We start from the raw sequence: 23,207 nt of genomic DNA on the forward strand, positions 1-23,207 counted from the left end.
GATCATGGATGGGCGGGCACAAAACGAATTTGCTCACCCGGCCAATTGTGCTCAGGATGACGTGTCGACAAGTCCATCAAGGAGGTCGTGATGAAGACGATGAAAGCTGCCGTGGTCCGAGAGTTCGGCAAGCCGCTGACGATCGAGGAAGTCCCGATTCCCGAAATGCGGCATGATCGCATCCTGGTGAAGGTCGAGGCCTGCGGCGTCTGCCATACCGACCTGCACGCGGCCGAGGGCGACTGGCCGGTCAAGCCGAAGCCCCCCTTCATCCCCGGCCATGAGGGCTCCGGCTTCGTCACCGCGGTCGGCCGCGACGTTCGGGGTGTCAAGGAAGGCGACCGCGTCGGCGTGCCATGGCTCTACACCGCCTGCGGCCATTGCGAACATTGCTTCTCCGGCTGGGAAACGCTCTGCAACGAGCAGCAGAACACCGGCTATTCGGTCAATGGCGGCTATGCCGACTATGTGCTGGCCGATCCGAACTATGTCGGCCACATCCCGACCAAGCTCGATTTCGGCGCCGCCGCGCCAGTCATGTGCGCCGGCGTCACCGTCTACAAGGGCCTGAAGGAGACCGAGGCCAAGCCGGGCCAGTGGGTGGTGATCTCCGGCGTCGGCGGGCTCGGCCACATGGCCGTGCAATATGCCAAGGCCATGGGCATGCATGTCGCCGCCGTCGACGTCAGCGAGGACAAGCTGAAGCTGGCGCGTGAGCTCGGCGCCGAAGTGACCGTCAACGCCACCGAGGGCGACCCGGCCGCCGCGATCAGGAAGGCGACGGAAGGCGGCGCGCATGGCGTGCTGGTCACGGCCGTGTCGCGTCCCGCCTTCGCGCAGGCGCTCGGCATGGTGCGCCGGCGCGGCACGCTGGCGCTGGTCGGCCTGCCGCCGGGCGACTTCCCGATGCCGATCTTCGACGTCGTGCTGAACCGCATCACCGTGCGCGGCTCGATCGTCGGCACGCGGCAGGACCTGGTGGAATCGCTCGATTTCGCCGCCGAGGGCCTCGTCACGCCGCACTACAGCTGGGACAAGCTCGACAACATCAACGCGATCTTCGACCAGATGCGCGCCGGCAAGATCGACGGCCGCGTCGTCATGCAGATCGCCAACTGATCTCCGGGAGCGCCGCGCCGGGAACGTGGCGCTCCCAATCCGCCATCTGGTTGCGGAACCAGGTGCCCTGCCGCTTGGCGTAGCGGCGCGTCTCCATCTTGGCGCCCTCGATCGCCTCGTCGAGCGAGAGCTCGCCGGCGAGGTAGGCACCGAACTCGCGAATGCCGATCGCCTTCATCGCCGGCAGCGCCGGGTTGAGCCCGAGCGCGATCAGCGCCTCCGCCTCGGCGATGCCGCCGGCCTCCACCATGCCGTCGAAGCGCCGGCCGATGCGCTCGTAGAGCACCGTCCTTTCCGGCTCGAGCACGATGCGCCGCACCGCAGCCGCGTCGACCAGCGGCGGCGCGCCCGTTTCCCTCTGCCAGTCTCCGATCGAGCGGCCGGTCGCTTCCACCACTTCCAGCGCGCGGGTCACCCGCGTGCGATCGAGCGGCGCCAGACGAGCGGCGCTCTCCGGATCCAGCTTCTCAAGCGCGGCATACAGGGCCGGCACGCCCTCGGCATCGGCGCGCGCCTCGATGGTTGCCCGCAATTCGGCCGGGATCGGCGGGATCGACGAGAGCCCCTCGGTGAGCGCCTTGAAATAGAGCCCGGTGCCGCCGATCACGATCGGCAGCGCGTCGTCGCGCCACGCCGCCTCGAGCGCCATCTTCGCATCCTCGCGCCAGCGCGCGACCGAATAGCGCTCGGCGGCCGCGACATGGCCGTAGAGCCGGTGCGGCGCCTGCGCCTCCTCATGCGCATCCGGGCGGGCGGAGAGGATGCGGAGCTCACGATAGACCTGCATCGAATCGGCGTTGATGACGACGCCGCCATGCTTCCGCGCCAGCGCCAGCGCCAGCGCCGACTTGCCGCTCGCGGTGGGCCCGGCTATCAGGACGGCAGGTCCGTTTTTCTCTGAATTCAGGTTCCCCATGCCGTCCGATACCGCTCCGTTCGAATTTGTCGCCACGTTCATAGCACGGCCCGAACACGCGGCGTCGCTTTCGGAGGTCGTCGACGAGGCGGCCGACCTGCCGGGCGCGGGACGGCCCGACTGGCTCGCCGACGGCGAGGCCTGCGACATCCCGCTTCCCCCTGCCGAGAACGGCCTCGGCGCCATCCGCGCCGATCTCTACGAGATGATCGACGGCCGCCCCGTCGACGTGGTGACGCAGCCGATCGCCGGCCGGCGCAAGAAGCTCCTCATCGCCGACATGGATTCGACCATGATCGGCCAGGAATGCATCGACGAGCTCGCCGACATGGTCGGTCTGAAGCCGCATGTCGCCGAGATCACCGAGCGCGCCATGCGCGGCGAGATCGCCTTCGAGCCGGCGCTGCGCGAGCGCGTCGCGCTGCTGAAGGGACTGGAGCTCTCCGTCGTCGAGACAGTGCTGGCCGAGCGCATCACGCTGATGCCGGGCGGCCCCGAGCTGATCCGCACCATGAAGGCGAACGGCGCCTATGCCGCGCTGGTCTCGGGCGGCTTCACGCTGTTCACCGGCCCGGTCGCCGCGATGATCGGCTTCGACGAGAACCGCGCCAACATCCTGAACCACACCGACGGCGCGCTGACCGGCACGGTCGAGGAGCCGATCCTCGGCCAGGAGGCGAAGCTCTCGGCGCTGATGGATCTCGCCCGCCGCTTCTCGCTCTCCAAGATCGAGACGCTGGCGGTCGGCGACGGCGCCAACGATCTCGCCATGATCCGTGCGGCCGGGCTCGGTGTCGCCTATCATGCGAAGCCCAAGGTCGCCGCAGAGGCGGCCGCCCGCATCGACCACAACGACCTAACCGCCCTGCTCTACGTGCAGGGCTATCGCCGGAGCGAGTTCAGCGAATGAAGCCGATCGAAACGCCCCGCCTTCGCCTCCGCCGCTGGCGGGACGCCGACCGCGCCGCCTTCGCCGCCATGAGCGCCGATCCGGCAGTCATGGAATTCTTCCTCGCGCCGCTCAGCCGCGCCGAGGCCGATGCCTTCATCGATCGGGTCGAGGCGCATTGGGAGGCGCGCGGCTATGGCAATTATGCGCTGGAAGAGCGCGACACCGGCGCCTTCGTCGGCTTGACCGGCCTGCTCGATGTCTTCCCCACGGCGCATTTCGCCCCTTCGGTGGAGATCGGCTGGCGGCTCGCCAAGCCATACTGGTCGAACGGCTATGCCCGCGAGGCGGCCGAAGCCGTCCTCGCGGCGGCCTTCGCCGAGCATGATTTCCCCGAGATCGTCGCCTTCACCGCGACGCCGAACACCCGCTCGGCCGGACTGATGCAGCGCCTCGGCATGACGCGCGACCCCGCCGACGATTTCGAGCATCCGGGCGTTCCGGAAGGCCACCCGCTCCGGCTGCACGTGCTGTATCGGCTGAAGCGGGAGGAATTCGAGGGTCGGTAGCCCGGCCTCGCTGCCAAGGCTCCCTGACCGTATCCCTGGACAAGGCCATCATCCTGAGGTGCCCGGCGAAGCCGGGCCTCGAAGGAGGGTCCAGGGAACACCGGGCTGATCTCGCCAGACCCGAACCGAGCGCTCCGCTGGATCCTCCTTCGAGGCTTCGCTTACGCGAAGCACCTCAGGATGAGGGCGGAGCGACCCCATGCGCGGGCGCAACGACCTGGCGCCGCCCCCTACTCGTCCAGCTTCAGCGGCACGAAGCGCAGCTCGCCCGCCTTGTTGGCGATCAGGAACAGGGCCGAGCGGCGGCCGTCCTTCTTCAGCGCCTCGACACGCTTCGTCACGTCCTCGGGGAGCGCGACGGGCTCCTGCGACACCTCGACGACGACCTCGCCGACCGTGATGCCCTTTTCCGCCGCGGCGCTGCCGGCGGCGATCTGCGTGATGACCACGCCCTTGACCTCGGGTGCGATCGAGAACTGGCCGCGCAGTTCCGGCGTCAGCTCGGAGAGCGTCAGGCCGAGCAGTTCCGTCACCACCGGCTTGGGCGGCTCCACGGGTTCCTGCGACGCCTTGTCCTCGGCCTTCTCGGCCGCCTCGGTCAGGCGCCCGACCTTGACCTTCAACGTCATCTCCTTGCCCTTGCGGATGACGACGACGTCGACCTGCTTGTCGATGTTCGAATCCGCCACAAGGCGCGGCAGGTCGCGCATTTCGGTGATCGGCTTGCCGTCGAAGGAGAGGATGACGTCGCCGGGCTGGATGCCCGCCTCGGCCGCCGGGCCCTTCTCGGTGACGCCGGCAACCAACGCGCCGCGCGCGGCGCCCATGCCGAGGCTCTCGGCAATCTCGTCCGTCACCTGCTGGATGCGCACACCGAGCAGGCCGCGCCGCGTCTCGCCGAATTCGCGCAATTGCTGGATCACATGCACGGCGGCGTCGGAGGGAATGGCGAAGCCGATGCCGATCGAGCCGCCCGACGGCGAGATGATCGCCGTGTTGATGCCGATGATCTCGCCATTCATGTTGAACAGCGGTCCGCCGGAATTGCCGCGGTTGATGGCGGCGTCGGTCTGGATGAAATTGTCGTAGGGACCGGAATTGATGTCGCGGTTGCGGGCTGAGACGATGCCGACCGTGACCGTGCCGCCGAGGCCGAACGGATTGCCGATCGCCATCACCCAGTCACCGACCCGCATGGCGTCGGAGGAGCCGAACTTCAGCGCCTTGAGGGGCTTCGCCGGATTCGGCTTGACCTGCAGCACGGCGATGTCGGTCTTCTCGTCGCGGCCGAGCAGGGTCGCGGTCAGCTTCGAGCCGTCGTTGAAATTGGCGACGATCTCGTCGGCGCCCTCGATGACGTGGTTGTTGGTGACGATGATGCCAGCGGCGTCGATGACGAAGCCCGAGCCGAGCGACTGCACCTTGCGCGGCGGCGAATTGTCCGCGCCGTCCTTCTGCTTGTTGAAGAACTCGTCGAAGAATTCCTGGAAGGGCGAGCCCTCGGGCGCCTGCGGGGCCGGAATGCCGCGCGAGCCCTCGATGGTCTGCGACGTCGAGATGTTGACCACGGAATCGACCAGCCCGGCAGCGAGATCGGCCACGGAATCGGGCCCCTGCGCGTAGGCAGCCGGCATGGCGGCCGGCACCGCGGCGGTCAGCAGGGCCCCGAGGGCGGCTGCGAGGCACAGGCGATAGGTTCTGGATTTGGCCGCGGCCATCTGCGTCTCTCCTCTGGCATCGGCGTCGAGCATGCCACGACGGCGACCTGGATTCATCTAGCGCATCAGGCGGCGTCGCGAAGGGTCAGGCGCGCACCAGCCAAACGACCGCCACGCCCAGCGCCAGCGCGACCAGCCCGCAGCCGCGAAGACCATTGTCTGATGCGGCAATGCCTTGCCGCATCAGAAGTTTCGTAAACGACGGTGCCACCGCATAGACCCCGCCATCGATGACGAGGACGAGGCCCAGCGCGGTGACGAAATCCGTCACGGCGCCGCGGCGGGCGCCGGCTCAGCCGGAGCCGGAGCGGCGGCCGCGGGAGCCGCCGCCGGGGCAGGACGGCCCGGCGTGGCGTTCTGCGGCACCGGCAGGGCGTTGCCGCTCGGATCGGTCAGGTAGCGGAAGAAGGGCGAGGACGGCGAAATCACCATCCGAGTCGTGCCGCTCTTCATGCCGTCCTGGTAGGCCTGCATCGACCGGTAGAACGAGAAGAAGTCCGGATCCTGCTCGAACGCCGCCGCGAAGATGCGATTGCGCTCGGCGTCGCCGTCACCCTTGATCTCCTCGGCCTGGCGGTTGGCGTCGGCGACGATGACGGTCGCCTGCCTGTCGGCCTGGGCGCGGATGGTCCGGGCCGCCTGCTCGCCCTGCGCGCGGATGTCCGTCGCCTCGCGCTGGCGTTCCGTCTGCATGCGCTGGTAGACGGCCTGGCTGTTCTCCGGCGGGAGGTCGGCGCGACGGATGCGGACGTCGACGACGTCGACGCCGAGGCTGCGGCCCTCGCGCTGCACCTGCTCGGTGATCTGGCGCATCAGCGGCGCGCGACCGTCGCGCACGATGTTGCTGAAGTCCATCTGGCCGGCCGCGCCGCGGATCGCCGAGTTCAGGATCACGGCGAGCCGCGATTCCGCGACCTGCACCGAACCGGCCGCCTGGTAGAACAGCAGCGGATCGGTGATCTTGAAGCGACCGAAGGCGTCCATCACGAGACGCTTGCGGTCACGCGCGATGACCTCGATCGGCGGCGAGTCGATGTCGAGCAGGCGCTTGTCCAGGAACACGACATTGTCGATCAGCGGAACCTTGGCATAGAGGCCCGGCGACGTGACGACGCGAACGGGATTGCCGAAACGCAGCACCAGCGCCTGCTGGGTCTGGTCGACGATGAACAGGCCCGTGTAGCCGATGATCGCGACGATGATGATGATGACGAGGCCGAGCCCGCCGAAAATGCGACCCATCACTGCGAGCCTCCCTGCTTGGCGGCTGCGGGCGCGCCCTGCAAGGCAGGCAACGGCATGTACGGCACCACCCCACTTCCCTTCTCGTCGACGATGATCTTGTCCATGTCGGCGAAGACGCCGGACAGCGTGTCGAGATAGATGCGCTCACGCGTCACGGCGGGCGCCGCCTTGTACGACTCGTAGACCTTGGAGAAACGGTCGGCCTGACCGGTCGCCTCGGCGACGATCTGGTCGCGATAGGCGTTGGCCGCCTCGACGATCTGCGAGGCCTGGCCGCGCGCGCCGGGAATGACGCGGTTGGCGTAGGTCTGCGCCTCGTTCTGGACGCGGTCCTGGTCCTGCTCGGCCGCCTGCACGTCGCGGAACGAGTCGATGACCTCCGCCGGCGGACCGACGTTCAGGAGCTGCACCTGGGTGATCTGGATGCCGGCGCCATACTGGTTCAGCTTGGCCTGCATCAGTTCCTGGGCCGACGTCTGGATGCCGAGGCGCTCCTCGGTCAGCACGCGGTCGATATTGGACCGACCGATGATCTCGCGCATGACGCTCTCGGCGGTCGCCTTCACCGTGCCTTCGGGGTTCTGGATGTTGAACAGGAAGTCGCTCGCATTGTCGATGACCCAGAAGACGGCGAAATCGACGTCGACGATATTCTCGTCGCCGGTCAGCATCAGGCTTTCCTGCGGCACGTCGCGGCCACTCGAGGCCGTATTGCGATCATCCTGGATCGTGCCGACCGTCGTGCGGTTCACGCGCGTGACCTGCGGCGTGTACACGGCCTCGATCGGGTAAGGCAGCCGGAAATTCAGGCCGGGAGGCGCGCTGCGCTGGTACTCGCCGAAGCGCAGAACCACGCCCTGCTCGTCCGGCTCGACGCGGAAGGTGAAGAAATTATAGGCCAGGAACGCGGCGACCACTGCCAGGATGGCGATGAACAAGATCGGATTGAAGCCGCCACTGGATCCGCCGCCACCGGGCAGAACCTGTTTCAGCTTATCCTGGCTGCGGCGAAGGAGTTCCTCGAGATCCGGCGGATTGGGGCCGTTGCCGCGCGGGCCCTGGCCCCAGGGGCCGCCATTGCCGCCGCCCTTCCATCCGCCGCCCGTCTGGTTGCTCCAGGGCATCTTCGCTCCTTAGTTGTCGATCAATAGGGAAGGCGTACCTGCCCCCGCCCATCGAAGCAAGAGAGCCCCGGAGATGCGGCCACTGCAGGGCCTCAGCAGGGCAGGAAGTGGTGTGCCGGGCCCGCGCTTTCAACGCGTTCCCGGCGAATATCCACCAGCTAGATCATGTTCCGCGACGCGAATAGATCACGAAGCGGCTCGGCGCGCTGTCGGCCGGCCCGGCCGGAACGTCCTCGCTGGCCACGACGTCCCAGACGGCCGGATCGATCTCCGGGAAGTGGGCATCGCCGTCCGGCGTCGCCGCGACATGGGTGATGTAGAGCCGCTCCGCCCGCCCGATGAATGCACGGTAGATCTCGCCACCGCCGACCACCATCACCTCCTCGGCCGATCCGGCCGCCGCGAGCGCGGCGTCGAGATCCGGCACCACGGTCACGCCGTCGGCGGCGAACGCGTCGTCGCGCGAGACCACGATGTTCTGCCGGTTCGGCAACGGCCGTCCGATCGACGCGAAGGTCTTGCGCCCCATCACCACCGGCTTGCCGGTGGTGATCGCCTTGAAGCGCTTGAGATCGGTCGACAGCTTCCACGGCATGTCGCCATCACGCCCGATGACACCGTTTTCGGCGACCGCCGCGATGAGGGAAAGCCGCGCCGTCATTCCGCCTGCGGCAGCGCCGCCCCCTTGGACGCGCCCTTGGCCACGCCCTTCGCCTTCTTGGCATCGTCGTCCGCCGGCGCCTTGCCGCCGGCCGAGATCCGGTCGACGGTCGCCAGCAGCAGCGCTGAAAGCACGAAAGTCATGTGCAGGATGGTCGACCACATGATCTTGTCGTTGGTGTATTCGTTGGCGTTCAGGAACACCTGCAGCAGGTGGATCGACGAGATCGCGACGATCGACGACGCCACCTTGATCTTCAGGCTGCCGGAATCGAGCTTGCCGAGCCAGGAGAGGTCATGGCCCGCGTCGTCGAAGCGGCTGACATAGTTCTCGTAGGACGAGATCATCACCATGACGACGAGGCTCGCCACCAGCGCGGCATCGATCAGGCCGAGCATGGCAAGGATCATGTCGGATTCGTCGTAGACGAACACGTTCATGGCGACCTTCCAGAATTTCGCCAGGAAGGAGGCGGCGTAGAGAACGAGGGCGGCGCCGAGGCCACCGTAGAAGATCACCAGCAGCCATCGGGCCGACATGATGAGCTTTTCGATCGAGGTCTCGAAGGATTTCAAGGGAGAAAGCTCCATGGGTGCAATGGCCGCATATACGGATCACAGGGCCGCTTCGCCAACCCTCCCTGCCTGCAAAATCGTGCCGCCGAGACGATTCAGTGCCTCGCCCTCGACGCGGCAGCGCTGCCACTCGACCAGGCGGCGCGCGCCCTGCGCCTCGTAGAAGGCGATCGACGGCGCGTTCCAGTCGAGCACCGACCATTCGTAACGCCCGAGCCCCTCGGCGACGCAGCGCTGCGCGAGGCTCGCCAGCAAGGCCTTGCCGATGCCGTGACCGCGAAAATCCGGCTGCACGAACAGGTCCTCGAGATAGATGCCGTGGCGGCCCTGGAAGGTCGAGAAAGTGTAGAACCAGAGCGCGAAACCGGCCGGTTCGCCCTGCCACTCGGCGATCGAGCAGAACACGCGCGGGGCCGGCCCGAACAGGGCTGCGTCCAGTGCGGCGGCATCGGTCTCGACCTCGTGCGCCAGTCGCTCGTATTCGGCCAGCGCCTTGACGAATTCGAGCACCAGCGGCGCGTCGCCGGGCTTCGCGGCGCGGAGGGTCAGGGTCATCTCGGTTCCTCGTCAGGGTTCGCGCGGGGCGAGGATCATGATGTCGAGATCCTGCCGCGGCTCGAAATCGGTCATCACCACCTCGAACTGCGTCGGGCTGATCTTCTTCACGCCCTCGGCGCAGAACGAGACCAGGTTCTTCGGCGCGCCCTTGTCGACCACGAGGCGGAACCTGGCGATCGGCCCGGCCCAGTTGCTGCCGGTGCGCAGGATGTAGCCGATGCGGTTCTCGAACAGGTTGTTGCCGCCATCGGCGGTCAGGCCGGCCCGCGCCGCCTTCAGGAAGGCCTCGTCCATGCAGTATTTCTGCCGATAGGGCTCGAACCAGGGCTCGGACTGCGCTTCCGGCGCGACGAAGGAGACGTCGGCGCTCTGGCCGACGCTCGGCTTGTAGCTGTGCTCGACCGCCAGCTTCCTGCCTGCCGGAAAAGTCTGCTCGCGATAGAACACCGTCGACAGCAGCCAGTTCGGGGCGAGATGCTTCACCATCCCGTTGCCGTCATTGTCGTATTCGTCGATCGCGGCAAGGCCGAGCCGCACCAGCCTGTCCTTGTCGGCCTGCGGCAGCGCGTCGAGCGCCTTGCGCGTCTCGTCGAGATGCAGCGCCAGCGGCACGCCGAGCTCTTCCAGAAGCGCCGTCTGGTCGATGCCGAGCGCAAAGGCGCGCTGCTGCGCCTTGGTCTCGACCGGCTTTCCCTCCACCAGCGTCTTGAAGCCGAGGAAGTTCACGGGCTCCTCGACCGGGATCGAGGCCATGAAATCGATGCTGCCCTGGATGACCGGCAGCGGAAACGCGACGAGCGTGGTGATGTCGTGGTCGGCGTGGTTCTCGAAGGTGTAGCGGACGCGGACCTCGTCGAGCGAGATGAAGAGATCCTCCGACTGCATCTCGATGTCCTCGGTGAGGACGTAGACGAGGCCGCCGGCGGCGAGCGCCGCGGTCGAGTCGTTAGCCGACGCCGGCACGGCCGGCATCGCGGCGGCGAACATCAGGGCAAGGCCGGTGACGGCGAGGCGGGTCTCGAGGGCGCGCATGGCAGAAGGCTCCAGCCGTTCACGATACGTCCGGTCTAGCAGGCGGCGCCGCCGACGGTCGAGCGCTCCGCCCGGCCGTCGTGATGCCGGTCACACGGCGATCGGCGCCTTGATGGCCGGGTCGGGATCATAGCCGACGAGCTCGAAATCGGCGTAGCGGAAATCCTCGATGCGACGGACGTCCGGATTGATCTTCATCGTCGGCAGCGGCTTCGGCGTGCGCGAGAGCTGCAGCCGGGCCTGGTCGAGGTGATTGAGGTAGAGATGAGCGTCGCCGAAGGTGTGGACGAAATCGCCGGGCTTCAGTCCCGTCACCTGCGCCACCATCATCGTCAGCAGCGCATAGGAGGCGATGTTGAACGGCACACCGAGGAAAATGTCGGCCGAACGCTGATAGAGCTGGCAGGAGAGCCGCCCCTCCGCGACGTAGAACTGGAAGAGGCTGTGACAGGGCGGCAGCGCCATGTCGTCCACCTCGGCCGGGTTCCAGGCCGAGACGATCAGCCGGCGCGAATCCGGCTTGTTGCGGATCATCTCGATGACGTTGGCGAGTTGGTCGATCGTACGCCCGTCCGGCGCCGGCCAGGAGCGCCACTGCGCGCCATAGACCGGGCCGAGGTCGCCATTCTCGTCGGCCCACTCGTCCCAGATCGAGACGCCGTTTTCCTTCAGGTAGCGGATGTTGGTGTCGCCGGCGATGAACCAGAGCAGTTCGTGGATGATCGACTTCAGATGCGCCTTCTTGGTCGTCACCAGTGGGAAGCCGGCGCCGAGATCGAAGCGCATCTGGTGGCCGAACACGGAGAGCGTGCCGGTGCCGGTGCGGTCTTCCTTGCGGACGCCGGTGTCCAGCACGTGCTGCATGAGGTCGAGATACTGGCGCATGGATGGGTCCGGACGATTCGATTCGAGGTTTTCGCGATCATACAGCCGCGCGGCGGCCGGATCAGGGATTTGCACGAAACCCGGCTCTGCGATCAACTGCGGCGAGCCGGTGCCGGGCATGACGATTCCGGAACGGACGCAGGAGCGACCGCATGTCCCAGACCATCGCCAATCCCGATGTCTATCTGCATGTCCGCGTCATCATCGGCATCATCCTGGGCCTGAGCGTCTCGCGCCTGCTCAACGGCGTCAGCCGCTTCGCCCAGCATCCGCTCCGCAACAAGGTGTTCGCGACGCATCTGATCTGGGTGACGTTCGCCTTTCTCTGCGTCGTGCATTTCTGGTGGTTCGAGTTCTATCTCACCTCGGTCCACCTCTGGACGTTCGAGCTCTATATTTTCATCATCATCTACTCGAGCCTCTACTTCGTCCTCTGCGCCATCCTGTTTCCCGACAGCCTGGCGGAGTATTCCGGCTATGACGACTACTTCATGTCGCGGCGGAAGTGGTTCTACGGGCTGATCGCCGTGATCTTCCTGGTCGATCTCGTCGACACCGCCATCAAGGGCAGCGCCCACTTCCACTCCTTCGGCATCGTCTATCCGGCCCGCAACCTGATCTATGCGGGCATGGCGATCGTGGCGATGTTCGTCAGCGACAAGCGCTTCCATCTCGCGATCGCCATCTGCGCCCTCGCCTTCCAGGTGTTCTGGATCCTGCGCGCCTTCTCGACGCTGCAGTAAGACGCCGGCCTATTCGGCCGGCGCCTCGACGATGCGTCCCCGCCGGCCGAGCGTCAGCTGGCCGAGCGTGAAGGCGATGATGCCGCAGGCGGCGATGCCGCTCACCATCGGCAGCGCCGTGCCGTCGATGAAGAGCCCGACCAGCGCCATCATCAGCGCGCCGGTCACCATCTGCAGCGTGCCCATCAGCGCCGATGCGGTGCCGGCGATCTCGCCATGCTCGTCGAGCGCGAGCACGGCCGAGGTCGGGATGACGAGGCCGAGGAAGCCGTTGCCGATGAACAGCATGCCGATCAGCACGAACAGGCCGTCGATGCCCGCCGCCATCAGCAGCGCCAGGATCACCACGGCAGCCGCGAAGCCGGTCACGGCGAAGCGCATGACGCGGGCGAGCCCGTAGCGCCCGCCGAGCCGGCCGTTCAGCTGCGAGAAGCCGAAGAACGAGATCGCGTTGACCGAGAAGGCCAGGCTGTACTGGGTCGGCGTCAGCCCATAGTGCTGGATCAGCACGAAGGACGAATTGGCGAGATAGATGAAGAAGCTCGACATGCCGAAGGCGCCGATGAACACCAGCCCGAGGAAATGGCGGTCGCGCAGCAGCAGCCAGTAACCCGACATCGCGCTGCCGATGCCGCTCTCGACCCGCTGCTCCGGCGGCCGCGTCTCGGGCAGCGCGAAGGCGAGCAGCAGGATGCCGAGCAGCGACGCCACCATCATCAGCCAGAAGATCGCGCGCCAGGAAGCGATTGCGGTCACGCCGGTGCCGGCCAGCGGCGCCAGGATCGGTCCGATCGAGAACACCAGCATCAGCAGCGACATCAGCCGCGCCGCCTCGTTGCCGGTATGCAGGTCGCGCACGACGGCGCGCGGCACCACCATGCCCGCGCAGGCGCCAAGCCCCTGCACGAAGCGGAAGGCGATCAGCGTCTCGACATTCGGCGCCAGCGCGCAGCCGATCGAGGCGCCCGCGAACAGGACGAGCCCGAAATAGAGGGGCGGCTTGCGGCCGAGCATGTCGGCGAGCGGCCCATAGACCAGCTGCCCGACGCCGACCGAGACGAAGAACGCCATCAGACTGCCCTGGATGGCCTCGATCGACGCGCCGAGATCGGTGCTGATGGTCGGCAGCGCCGGCAGGTACATGTCGATGGCGAAGGGGCCGATGACGCTGAGCAGGCCGAGGATGACCGCGTAGCGCAGCATGGAGGAAGTCATGGGGGCACCGTGAAAGCGACGAAAGGAACTCCGCCAACGGAAGCCGTTGCGAAGCGGGATTCTCTCAGATTTTGGACAGCCGACCGGGCCGCAGCGCCGCGATCATTTTGTAGTGGTTAACACACTAATGATGGAGCCGCCCTGCTTCGTCAAGCGCTCATTGCCGAAACCGGGCCGCCTTTTCCCATGGCAACGCGACGGCATCCGCGCCAGCGCGACCCGGCAAAGGCGTATTCCGGTGTACATTCCGCCGCTTAGGGCGACGCGCTCGCCGACCCACCCTTTTCAGCCCGGTTTCGATCGCCTATATCTGTCGTGCCGGCGCAAGTCGGCTATGGCGATAAACGGTCATCGAAATAAACCCATCGGACCCGGGGGCGGTACCCGGCGCCTCCACCCAAGCCCATCCATCGCAGATGGGTTTCGGCGGGGGCGAAATAGGATCGACGAGGGCGTAAAGGGTGTTCTTTCGCTCGGCATGGTACCGCCGTTATCGGACCAAATCTGTAGTTGCCAACGACAACTATGCTCCGGTGGCTGTTGCCGCGTAAGCGGTACCGGTACCGAAATAAAAGTCCTTGCGGGTAGCACCGTGTAGGCGGGGTCCGGAGGCACCTGGCAACAGAAGCCTCCACTTCTCTCCCCTTCCCGAAACTGTCGAATTTCTCGCCGCGCCCGTCCTGGCGCATGCGGCCGCGCCCAGAATCACCGCCTTCCACGGATGATGGCGGCCTTTTCGCGCGCTCCGCCCGGCACAGCCTTGACTTCTGGGGGCCGGAGATCGAGTTTTCAGCGCAACAAGGCTCGTCAGGGAGCCGGTATTAGCGCGGGTCCGCGGCATTGCCGCGCCGGGTGCCTGTTCGACCCCGACCGCATGATTCTGGATAGTCGCCGTTCATGGCCGAAGATCTCATCCGCTACGACATTCTGGCCCAGGACGCCCTGCGCGGCGTCGTCCGCAAGGTGCTGGCCGAGGTGGCCAAGACCGGCCTGCCGGGTGACCATCATTTCTACGTCACCTTCGAGACGCGGGCGCCCGGTGTGCGGATCTCGACGCGGCTGATGACCGACTATCCCGAGGAAATGACGATCATCATCCAGCACCAGTACTGGGACCTGTCGGTCAGCGAGCACGCCTTCGAGATCGGCCTGTCGTTCAAGGGCGTTCCGGAGCGCCTGCTGATCCCGTTCACGGCGCTGAAGTCCTTCGTCGATCCCTCGGTCCAGTTCGGACTGCAGTTCGAGACGGCGACCCTCGACGAGGAAGGCGCCGAGCTCGAGGCGGAGATGGACGAGGTCGAGACCGATCCGCTGGTGCTCGACACCCCGGCCCCGGCCGACGAGCCCGCCGCGGAGCCTGGCGAAAAGCCGGCCGCCGAGGTGGTACGGCTCGACGCGTTCCGCAAGAAGAGCTAATCCCCTTCCGGACTGCTTACTGACGACGCCGCGCCCGCGGCTGTGAAAGGCTGACTACATGACCACGACCCGCATCGAAACGGATACTTTTGGCCCGATCGAAGTGGCAAGCGACCGCTATTGGGGCGCCCAGGCGCAGCGTTCGCTCGGCAACTTCAAGATCGGCCTCGAGAAGCAGCCGCTGCCGATCGTGCGGGCCCTCGGCGTGATCAAGCGCGCCGCGGCCGAGGTCAATGCGAAGCTCGGCCGTCTCGACCCCGAGATCTCCAAGGCGATCGTCGCCGCCGCGCAGGAGGTCATCGACGGCAAGCTCGACGATCACTTCCCGCTCGTCGTCTGGCAGACCGGCTCGGGCACGCAGTCGAACATGAACGCTAACGAGGTCGTCTCGAACCGCGCGATCGAGATGCTGGGCGGCGTGATGGGCTCCAAGAAGCCCGTCCACCCCAATGACCACGTCAACATGAGCCAGTCGTCGAACGACACCTATCCGACGGCGATGCACATCGCCGCCGCCGAGGAGATCGTCCACCGCCTGCTGCCGGCGCTGAAGCACCTGCATGCAGCCCTCGACGCCAAGGCGAAGGACTGGGCGGCGATCGTCAAGATCGGCCGCACCCACACCCAGGACGCCACGCCGCTGACGCTCGGCCAGGAATTCTCGGGCTATGCCCAGCAGGTCGAGAACGGCATCAAGCGCATCGAGATGACGCTGCCGGACCTGATGCAGCTCGCCCAGGGCGGCACCGCCGTCGGCACCGGTCTGAACGCCCCGATCGGCTTCGCCGAGGGCGTCGCCAGCGCGATCGCATCGATCACCGGCCTGCCCTTCACCTCGGCGCCGAACAAGTTCGAGGCGCTGGCCGCGCATGACGCGATGGTGTTCTCGCATGGCGCGATCAACACGGTCGCCGGATCGCTGTTCAAGATCGCCAACGACATCCGCCTGCTCGGCTCCGGCCCGCGCGCCGGCCTCGGCGAGCTGTCGCTGCCCGAGAACGAGCCTGGCTCGTCGATCATGCCGGGCAAGGTCAACCCGACCCAGTGCGAGGCGCTGACCCAGGTCTGCGTGCAGATCTTCGGCAACCAGGCCGCCATCACCTTCGCCGGCAGCCAGGGCCATTTCGAGCTCAACGTCTACAACCCGGTGATGGCCTACAACTTCCTGCAGTCGGTGCGCATCCTCGCCGACGCGGCCGTCTCCTTCACCGACAATTGCGTCGTCGGCATCGAGCCGCGCCTCGACAACATCAAGGCGGGCGTCGAACGCTCGCTGATGCTCGTCACCGCGCTCGCCCCGAAGATCGGCTACGACAACGCCGCCAAGATCGCCAAGACGGCGCACAAGAACGGCACGACGCTCCGCGAGGAGGCCGTCGGCGGCGGCTATGTGACGGATGCGGAGTTCGACGCCATCGTCCGCCCCGAGGACATGATCGCGCCGAACTGAGGTGCAGTGACCTCCGTCACACTACGGATCTGGACAATTCGTCCTCCATGCGCACTGATAGCGGCATGGAGGACGAACGGCGCGCCGGGACGATGACGCCGGCCCTCCAGCAAGCGTCGGCATCCGCCATGCGCCCGCGCGCAACGCGCATGCAGGTTGGCGACGGGTCCAGAAGGAGGCTTGTCATGAGCGCCGAGATCATCAATCTGAACCGCGTCCGCAAGGAAAAGGCCCGCCGCGAGAAGGCGGCCGTCTCGGAAGAAAACCGCGTCCGCTTCGGCCGCACCCGCGCCGAGAAGGCGCTCGACCGCATCGCCGCCGAGAAGGCGCGCCGTCACCTCGACGATCACCAGCGCGAAGACGGCACCGATCCGACTGTCGCATGAAGAAGCGCTCGGTCTCGATCGCCGGCCACCAGACCTCCATCTCGATTGAAGAACCCTTCTGGCAGGCGCTGCGGATGATCGCCGCGGCGCAGGGCCAGAGCCTCGCCGGCCTGATCGCGACGATCGACGGCGAGCGCCGGGCCGAGACGAACCTCTCCTCCGCCATCCGCCTCGCCGTCCTCGCCTGGTACCAGGAGAAGCTCGGCGTGCCGGAGAACGCCCCCCTCAGTTCGGAATAGACGCCGGCGGCATCAGCACCATGGGTGCGCCCGGATCCTGGCCCGGGGACGGCAGCTGGAACTGCTGCGGCCGCGCCTGGGGGCGCGGCGCGGGCTCGTCGAACTTCTTCAACAGAGACTCGATCCCATCGATGTCGAACTGTCCGCGCTGGGCCGCCTCGGCTGCGGCCTTGCGCGCCTGCTCCTCCTTCTGGAGACGGGCGGCTTCCGCCTTGCGGGCGGCCTCGGCCTTCTTGGCCGCGGCGGCTTCGGCGGCTGCCTTGTCGGCAGCTTCCTTGGCCGCCTTTTCGGCGGTCTCCTTGGCAGCGCGGTCCGCCGCTTCCTGAGCGGCCTTGGCAGCTTCCTCGGCCGCCTTGCGGGCCTCCTCGGCCTTGCGCTCGGCCTCGGCCCGGCGCTCGTCATCGTCGCGGGCGGCGCGGACGAGGCGACGGAGCTTTTCCTTCTCGACGATCTCGGCCTGCAGCTTCTCGATCCGCTCGACCTCGCGCTCGAAGGCGCGCACGGCGAGGAAGCCGGCCAGCGGAGCCACGTCGATGCGCCGCGTCGGGTCGGCGAGCGGCCCGGAGAAGACGAGCCCCACCTGCGGCACCGCCCCGCTGACACGATCCGCGCCCGGATCGATGGTCAGCGTCCATTGGCTGTCGATCGTCTCGGCATTCAGGTCGATGGTCGCGCCGCCGATCATCGTCGCGCTGGCATTGGCGACGTTCAGGTTCTGGACCCGCATCGTGCCGGCGGCGATGGTGAACGCGCCCTCGACATGGTCGAAGGCCAGCGTGCCCGCGTCGAGATAGCCGGCGAACAGCTTGCGCAGTTCGGCCTCACCGATCTCGCGGCCCGCATTCGATGCGCGGATGACGGCGCCGAACGCCTCGGGATTGACGAAACGCGCCGAACCGGCGCCGACGCGGAGCGAGCCGCCGCCCGAGAGCGACGAGACGATGCCGGCGGCCGAGCGCCCCGTTCCCTCGAACTGGCCGGAGAGGTCGAAGCTTCCTTCGGCGACCGAGCGGCCGTCGCGCTGCCAGACGACGTCGGCGAGCGCAGCGCCCGTGACCGAAACCTGGCCGGACACTGAGGCATCGCCTTCCGGATTGACGATCGACAGCGAGCCCGTCGCCTTGCCGCCGGCGAAATCGCCATGCGTCAGCCGGAGCTCGGTCCGATCGCCGGAGAAGTTGGTCTCCAGCGCCGCGTTGGAGATGGCGATGCCGTCCGCGACGAGAAGCCGGTCGGCGGAGAGCCGGAAGACGGCGTCGAAGCCGTTCAGGACCGGCCGGGCGAAAGTGGCCTTCGACCAGATCGCGTCGGTGCCGACGAGCAGGTCCTGCGGCAGGCCGAACGCCAGCGCGGCCGCCCGCGACAGGTCCGCCTCGTCGACGGCGACGTCGCCCTTCAGCTTCCAGCGCCCGGCCTCGCGGCCGAAGTCGATCGAGCCGCTCGCCTGCACCTCGCCGAGGCGGGCATCGCGAAAGAACAGCGTCGCCACCCCGTCCTTGATGTCGAGCGAACTCGTCGCCTCGATCGGCAAGGCGTCCTGGATGCCCGGCAGGGCCAGTCCCGCCAGCGACAGCGCCGGCGTGGCGTCCGCGCCATGCGCCGTCACCGAGCCCTCATAGGTCGGCAGGCCCGCCACATCGACGCCGAACTTGCCGTCGGCCGTGTAGGCCAGGCCGGCGAACTCGCCCTTGAGCGTCGCGGCCGCGCCCTCGGCCAGCGTGCCCTCGCCCTCGATCTCCAAGCGCGCGCGGCCGGGCTGGTCGAACGACAGCGCGTCAAAGCCGAGCTGGCGCAGCAGCTGGCCGGCATCGCCATTCTCGATCGCCGCCGAGAGCTTCAGCCGTCCGTCCCGCCATCCGGCCGGCGTGCCGACGAAGCCGAGCGCGGTATCGATCGCGGTGCCGCCGGCCGTGCCGTTCAGCGTCAGGTTGGCATGGGTGACGCCGTCGCTGGCGCGGGCATTGATCACGGTCGCGAGCTTGGCTGGCCCCAGCTGCGGGGCCGTCGCCCTGAACCAGCCGGCGAGCTCGGAGCCCGGCCAGAGGCGGTCGACGAGCCGCGCGGTTCCGGTGAGGTCGGACGCCTCGATCGAGGCGGAGATCTGGCCGCCCGGCGCGCCGGTCAGGTCGGCGATGCGGCCGCTCGCCGTGATGGCGGCGCCGGCGAGGTCCCCGATCGACAACTTGTTGGCGACCAGCACGCCGTCCGCGAAACTCCCGTCGGCCGTCACCTGCTCGAGCCGCGTGTCGCCGACCTCGAGCTCGCCCGTCGAGATCTTGACCTGGAAGGCATCGGCGATGCTGTCGGCATGGCTGAGGCTCTGCCCGGCGAACAGTTCGCCGAGCGCGATCAACTGGTCGAAATCGAGGCGGTTGGCCTTGAGATCGACGGAGAGATCCCGCCGGCCCGCGCCGGCCGCCTGCTGCCAGCTGATGCCGCCGCGCACGTTGGAATCGCGGGTACGCGCCGCCATGCCGGTAATGTTGACCGATCCGGGCGCGAGATGGAGCTGGCCCGACATGTCGAAGGGCTGCAGCTGCGGCCGCGCGCCCGTCCGGTTGCCGCGCCACCAGGTGGCGAACACGGCCGGCTGCTCCGAGGTGAGGCGAACCGCGCCATCGAAGGAAGACTCCGGCTCGGTCGCGAGTACGCCGTCAGCGGCGAGACGGGTCTTGCCGGGGAGATCGGCGCCAAGCTCCTCGATGCCCCAGCCATGCTCGGCCGTCACCGCGTCGAAGCGCAGGTTCTGGATCACCGAGCCGCCGATGACGATGCCGGGTATGTCGAAGCCGATGCGGCCGGGAATGGCCGGCACCGGCAGTTCGGCGAGCCCCGCCACGACGGCGCGCGCGGCCATGTCGACATTGGCCGGCTCGTTCGGTCCCTTGCCGATCGAGCGGTCGAGATCGAGTTGGCGCGCCTTCAGCACGGCGTCGAACCGCATCGCCTTGCCGAGATCGACGGTCGACGTGCCGGACAGGCTATAGGGCCGATCCTCCGGCCCGAGCGAAAGCGTGATCGCCGGCAGCTTCAATTGCTCCGGCCGCAGCTCGAAGCTGCCGGAGGTGCGCCAGTCGGGCGAACGGCGCGCCGCGCCCTCCACGTCATCGGCGACATGGGTGAGCGAGAAGCCGCCGGACCAGGTCAAGCCGGCCGCGTCGAGCGCGAGCGGGCCCTCGGCCGACACGGCGACCGGCAGGCTGGCCGGATTGGCCTCGACCTTGACGCGGATCGAGCCGTCGGCGTCGCGACGGCCCGTCGCGACGCGGAACGTCGACGGGACGCCATCTGCGACGAGGCCGCCCTCGATCTTCCAGGGACCGAGCAGAGAGCGGGCATCGACCGCCGCGTTGATGCCGGTGAGCGCGACCGAACGGCCGGTGCGCGCGTCGCGATAATCGATCGAGCCGTCCTGGACGTCGACCCGCTCCAGCGTCACCGCGTCGGGATCGAGCGCCTTCGACGCCTCCGAGCGGCGCAGCCAGTCCGGCGTGCCCTCTCCATCGACGGTCACCTGCAGGCGCGGCCGGGTGATCGCCATGTCGACGACCTTGAACGTGCCGGAAATCAGGGGAATGAGCTCGACCCGGACGGCGAAGCGTTCGACCTGCATCATCGGCTGCTCGGGCGTGCCGCCGACCCGCACATCGGTGAAGACGAGCGACGGCATCGGCAGCAGCGACGCGTCGGCGGTACCGGCAACGGTCACGGGCTGGCCGAGGATCTTCTCCGCCTCGCGCTCGAAGGTCGAGCGGAACGCGTTCCAGTCGACGAACCAAGGGATCACCAGCGCCGAGACGAGCACGGCGATGATGATGCCCCCGATGATCAGGTACAGCCTGTTCAGATCAGCCTCCGCCTTGCCGGCCCGCGTCCCGTCCCGGCCGCATCAAACCTCCGGAAAGACCTTGCCGGGGTTCAGGATCCCGAGCGGATCGAGCGTCGCCTTGATCATGCGCATGACGTCGAGGCCGTGGCCATGCTCCTTGATCAGATATTTGCGCTTGCCCTGGCCGACGCCGTGCTCGCCGGTGCAGGTGCCGTCCATGCCGATGGCGCGCTCGTTCATGCGGCTGATCACCGCCTCGGCCTTGGCGACCTCTTCCGGATTGCCGGTGTCGACAAGGAGCTGGGTGTGGAAATTGCCGTCGCCGACATGGCCGACGACGGGGCCGATCAGGCCGCTCGCCGCGATGTCGGCGCTGGTCTCGGTGACGCATTCCGCCAGCCGCGAGATCGGCACGCAGACGTCGGTCGAGACGCTCTGGATGCCGGGCCCGACGCGCAGGCCCTTCACGGCGAAATAGGAATCGTGACGCGCCTGCCAGAGCTTGGTGCGGTCCTCCGGACGGGTCGCCGAGGCGAACTCGCCGCCGCCGAATTCCTGGGCGATCGCCGCGAACTGCTCCGCCTGCTCGGCCACCGAGGCGGGCGAGCCGTGGAACTCGAGGAAGAGATGCGGCGTCTCGGGCAGGCCGAGCTTGGCGAATTCGTTGGTGGCGCGGATCATCATCGCGTCGCCGAGCTCGATGCGGGCGATCGGAATGCCGCTCTGGATGGTCAGGATCGCCGCATTGCAGGCGTCCTCGACCGTCGCGAACGAGCAGACGCCGGCGGCCACCGCCTCCGGCAGGCCGTGCAGGCGCACCGTCACCTCGGTGATCACGCCGAGCGTGCCTTCGGAACCGACCAGAAGCCGGGTCAGGTCGTAGCCGGCCGAGCTCTTCTTGGCGCGGCTGCCGGTGCGCACGATCGAGCCATCGGCCATCACCGCCGTCAGGCGGACGACGTTCTCGCGCATCGTGCCGTAGCGCACCGCGTTGGTGCCCGAAGCGCGCGTCGCCGCCATGCCGCCCAGGCTGGCGTCGGCGCCAGGGTCGATCGGGAAGAACAGGCCCTGGTCGCGGATGTAGTTGTTGAGCTGGATGCGGGTGACGCCGGCCTCGACGGTGACGTCGAGATCCTCGGCATGCACGGCGATGATCTTGTTCATCTGCGACAGGTCGATGCAGATGCCGCCCGCCGGCGCGTTGACGTGGCCTTCCAGCGACGTGCCGGTGCCGAACGGGATCACCGCCACGCGATGCTCGGCGCAGATCTTGACGATCTCGGAGACTTCCTCGGTCGACTGCGCGAACACGACGGCGTCGGCCGGCTGGTTCGGAAGCCAGGTCGTGGTGTTGGCGTGCTGGCGACGAATCTCCGCGCCCTGGGTGAAGCGATCGCCGAAGCGCGCCCGCAGCCGATCGAGCGCCGCCGCCAAGGCTCCTTCGTCACGCGCATCCCCGCTGCGCAGCGCCGAAACTGTCATCCTGAAATGCCTCCACACGAACTCAAGGCCTGCCGGCCATGCTGGCCGCAACCTAGCAAAACCATGCTGCTGCGCCAAAGACTTCCTGAGATATTTGTCAGCCCGCGACGAAGCATCCGCGCGGGTAGAACGAAACGATCGCGGCGGGCCGGGAGCGCGGGTGGGCCGCCCGTCAGGCCGGCCCGGAAAACGCGATCTTGCCCGTCCGCCCCGGCCGTCCGCTGGCCGTCGCCGCGCCGGCAGGATCGGAAAGATCGAACCGCGCCTCCAGGCCGAGCCGGAGCCCTCCCGAGGCGGCGAGACTGACGAGTTCGCCGATCAGGCGTCCAAGCTCGGCGTGATCCGTCTCGGCCGAGCGCCGCGCGCCCCAGAAGCCCTTGACCGAGATGCCCCGGAAGATGAGATCCCCCGAATTGATGACCAGAGGCTCGTTCGACATGGCGCCGAACGACATCAGCATGCCGTCCTTGGCCAAAAGGCCGGCGAGCCGCCCGCCATCCTTGCCGCCGACGGAATCGACGGCCCGCACGATCGGCGCGTCGCCGACCAGCGCCCGCACACGATCCTCCCAGCCCGGCGTCTCGGTCGAGACGGCGTTGTCGATGCCGAGCGCCGCGAGCTCCTGAAGGCCGGCGTCGCGACGGACCAGGCTGACGACATGGACGCCCCGCGCCTTCGCCAGCATGGCGACGATCTTGCCGACGGCGCCATTCGCCGCGTTCTGGATCATCCATTGCCCGGGCTCGATCGCGAGATCCTCGAGCAGCATCAGCGAACTCAGCGGCATGGCGATGAGCTGGCAGCCCGTCTCGTCGTCGACCGCATCCGGCAACGGCACCGCGCGCGCCGCCGGTGCCAGGAAATAGTCTCCCCACGTGCCGCTGATGCCGGCCAACACGACGCGCTGACCGACAGCCGGCGCCGCGACGCCCGGGCCGAGCGCATCGACGACGCCAAGCGCCTCGCTGCCCCCCACTGCGGGCAGGGCCGGCTTGTGACCATAGGTGCCGCGAATGATCCAGATATCATGATTGTGGATCGGCGACAGCACCATGCGCACCCGGATCTCGCCGGGACCCGGTTCCGGCTTCGGCCGCTCGGCCGGAGCCAGGACATCGGCCGGATCGCCAAAGCGTTCGAACTGGGCAACACGCAT

The 23,207-nt window shown here is 67.7% G+C and carries 22 protein-coding genes and 1 other RNA gene; 9 read left to right on the top strand and 14 right to left on the bottom strand.

Features of this window, described 5'->3' with window-relative positions; all coding sequences use genetic code 11:
• Window positions 1–87: 87 nt before the first annotated feature.
• Window positions 88–1,119: an alcohol dehydrogenase AdhP gene (gene adhP / locus G539_RS0116355; RefSeq protein WP_029076147.1), complete on the top strand. Its 1,032-nt coding sequence runs from the start codon at window positions 88–90 to the stop codon at window positions 1,117–1,119.
• Here the strand turns inward: adhP and miaA are convergent.
• Window positions 1,100–2,035, bottom strand: a complete 936-nt coding sequence (miaA, locus tag G539_RS0116360) for a tRNA (adenosine(37)-N6)-dimethylallyltransferase MiaA (RefSeq protein ID WP_051231531.1) — start codon at window positions 2,033–2,035, stop codon at window positions 1,100–1,102. The genes adhP and miaA overlap by 20 nt on opposite strands.
• Between miaA and serB the strand changes: the two genes are divergently transcribed.
• Together serB and G539_RS0116370 are read left to right on the top strand one after the other, a co-directional pair.
• Entirely contained in the window at window positions 2,034–2,945 is a 912-nt protein-coding gene (serB, locus tag G539_RS0116365) for a phosphoserine phosphatase SerB (RefSeq protein WP_029076149.1), read from the top strand. The genes miaA and serB overlap by 2 nt on opposite strands.
• Complete coding sequence (locus tag G539_RS0116370) at window positions 2,942–3,493, top strand: GNAT family N-acetyltransferase (protein ID WP_029076150.1); 552 nt, start codon at window positions 2,942–2,944, stop codon at window positions 3,491–3,493. Before serB ends, G539_RS0116370 begins: the two co-directional genes overlap by 4 nt.
• A gap of 230 nt (window positions 3,494–3,723) precedes the next feature.
• Here the strand turns inward: G539_RS0116370 and G539_RS0116375 are convergent, their stop codons facing one another.
• From G539_RS0116375 to G539_RS0116415, 9 genes are all read right to left on the bottom strand, one after another.
• On the bottom strand, window positions 3,724–5,211 hold the full coding sequence (locus G539_RS0116375; RefSeq protein ID WP_051231784.1) for a DegQ family serine endoprotease: 1,488 nt from the start codon (window positions 5,209–5,211) through the stop codon (window positions 3,724–3,726).
• Between the two features lie 85 nt (window positions 5,212–5,296).
• The gene (locus G539_RS0116380; protein ID WP_029076152.1) at window positions 5,297–5,482 is read right to left on the bottom strand and encodes a DUF2065 domain-containing protein; all 186 of its coding nucleotides are present in this window, start codon (window positions 5,480–5,482) and stop codon (window positions 5,297–5,299) included.
• Window positions 5,479–6,453 carry a protease modulator HflC gene (hflC, locus tag G539_RS0116385; RefSeq protein ID WP_029076153.1) on the bottom strand — a complete coding sequence of 325 codons (975 nt, stop codon included), beginning with the start codon at window positions 6,451–6,453 and terminating at the stop codon, window positions 5,479–5,481. Before hflC ends, G539_RS0116380 begins: the two co-directional genes overlap by 4 nt.
• Entirely contained in the window at window positions 6,453–7,580 is a 1,128-nt protein-coding gene (hflK, locus tag G539_RS0116390) for an FtsH protease activity modulator HflK (RefSeq protein ID WP_029076154.1), read from the bottom strand. The genes hflC and hflK overlap by 1 nt, the downstream gene beginning before the upstream one ends.
• 163 nt (window positions 7,581–7,743) lie before the next feature.
• Window positions 7,744–8,241 carry a dihydrofolate reductase gene (locus G539_RS0116395; RefSeq protein ID WP_029076155.1) on the bottom strand — a complete coding sequence of 166 codons (498 nt, stop codon included), beginning with the start codon at window positions 8,239–8,241 and terminating at the stop codon, window positions 7,744–7,746.
• Window positions 8,238–8,816: a TIGR00645 family protein gene (locus G539_RS25160; RefSeq protein WP_084640116.1), complete on the bottom strand. Its 579-nt coding sequence runs from the start codon at window positions 8,814–8,816 to the stop codon at window positions 8,238–8,240. Before G539_RS25160 ends, G539_RS0116395 begins: the two co-directional genes overlap by 4 nt.
• 39 nt (window positions 8,817–8,855) lie before the next feature.
• The gene (locus G539_RS0116405) at window positions 8,856–9,371 is read right to left on the bottom strand and encodes a GNAT family N-acetyltransferase (RefSeq protein ID WP_029076156.1); all 516 of its coding nucleotides are present in this window, start codon (window positions 9,369–9,371) and stop codon (window positions 8,856–8,858) included.
• Window positions 9,372–9,383: 12 nt separating this feature from the next.
• On the bottom strand, window positions 9,384–10,406 hold the full coding sequence (locus tag G539_RS0116410) for a DUF4424 domain-containing protein (protein WP_051231533.1): 1,023 nt from the start codon (window positions 10,404–10,406) through the stop codon (window positions 9,384–9,386).
• Window positions 10,407–10,496: 90 nt separating this feature from the next.
• Entirely contained in the window at window positions 10,497–11,291 is a 795-nt protein-coding gene (locus G539_RS0116415) for a thymidylate synthase (protein ID WP_029076158.1), read from the bottom strand.
• 152 nt (window positions 11,292–11,443) lie between these two features.
• On the opposite strand from G539_RS0116415, the gene G539_RS0116420 reads away from it, so the two are divergent.
• Complete coding sequence (locus tag G539_RS0116420; protein ID WP_029076159.1) at window positions 11,444–12,034, top strand: hypothetical protein; 591 nt, start codon at window positions 11,444–11,446, stop codon at window positions 12,032–12,034.
• A 9-nt stretch (window positions 12,035–12,043) separates the two neighbouring features.
• On the opposite strand, the gene G539_RS0116425 is transcribed toward G539_RS0116420, so the two are convergent.
• Window positions 12,044–13,249 (bottom strand): multidrug effflux MFS transporter, encoded by a 1,206-nt coding sequence (locus G539_RS0116425; RefSeq protein WP_029076160.1) that lies wholly within the window; start codon window positions 13,247–13,249, stop codon window positions 12,044–12,046.
• Between the two features lie 278 nt (window positions 13,250–13,527).
• On the opposite strand from G539_RS0116425, the gene ssrA reads away from it, so the two are divergent.
• From ssrA to G539_RS0116445, 5 genes are all read left to right on the top strand, one after another.
• Window positions 13,528–13,885: a transfer-messenger RNA gene (gene ssrA / locus G539_RS26780) on the top strand.
• Window positions 13,886–14,146: 261 nt separating this feature from the next.
• Window positions 14,147–14,665, top strand: coding sequence for an SspB family protein (locus G539_RS0116430; protein ID WP_029076161.1), 519 nt, complete (start codon window positions 14,147–14,149; stop codon window positions 14,663–14,665).
• A gap of 58 nt (window positions 14,666–14,723) precedes the next feature.
• Complete coding sequence (gene fumC, locus G539_RS0116435) at window positions 14,724–16,115, top strand: class II fumarate hydratase (RefSeq protein WP_029076162.1); 1,392 nt, start codon at window positions 14,724–14,726, stop codon at window positions 16,113–16,115.
• 185 nt (window positions 16,116–16,300) lie between these two features.
• Window positions 16,301–16,501 carry a DUF4169 family protein gene (locus tag G539_RS0116440; protein WP_029076163.1) on the top strand — a complete coding sequence of 67 codons (201 nt, stop codon included), beginning with the start codon at window positions 16,301–16,303 and terminating at the stop codon, window positions 16,499–16,501.
• Window positions 16,498–16,740, top strand: a complete 243-nt coding sequence (locus G539_RS0116445; protein WP_029076164.1) for a ribbon-helix-helix domain-containing protein — start codon at window positions 16,498–16,500, stop codon at window positions 16,738–16,740. The genes G539_RS0116440 and G539_RS0116445 overlap by 4 nt, the downstream gene beginning before the upstream one ends.
• Here the strand turns inward: G539_RS0116445 and G539_RS26335 are convergent.
• The 3 genes from G539_RS26335 to G539_RS0116460 form a co-directional block, all read right to left on the bottom strand.
• On the bottom strand, window positions 16,727–20,587 hold the full coding sequence (locus G539_RS26335) for an AsmA family protein (protein ID WP_342665074.1): 3,861 nt from the start codon (window positions 20,585–20,587) through the stop codon (window positions 16,727–16,729). The genes G539_RS0116445 and G539_RS26335 overlap by 14 nt on opposite strands.
• A gap of 42 nt (window positions 20,588–20,629) precedes the next feature.
• Window positions 20,630–22,051 carry an FAD-binding oxidoreductase gene (locus tag G539_RS0116455; protein ID WP_029076166.1) on the bottom strand — a complete coding sequence of 474 codons (1,422 nt, stop codon included), beginning with the start codon at window positions 22,049–22,051 and terminating at the stop codon, window positions 20,630–20,632.
• A 172-nt stretch (window positions 22,052–22,223) separates the two neighbouring features.
• The gene (locus G539_RS0116460; protein ID WP_029076167.1) at window positions 22,224–23,207 is read right to left on the bottom strand and encodes a zinc-binding dehydrogenase; all 984 of its coding nucleotides are present in this window, start codon (window positions 23,205–23,207) and stop codon (window positions 22,224–22,226) included.

Origin of the sequence: Kaistia adipata DSM 17808, from assembly GCF_000423225.1 — a bacterium.
Lineage (GTDB): Bacteria > Pseudomonadota > Alphaproteobacteria > Rhizobiales > Kaistiaceae > Kaistia > Kaistia adipata.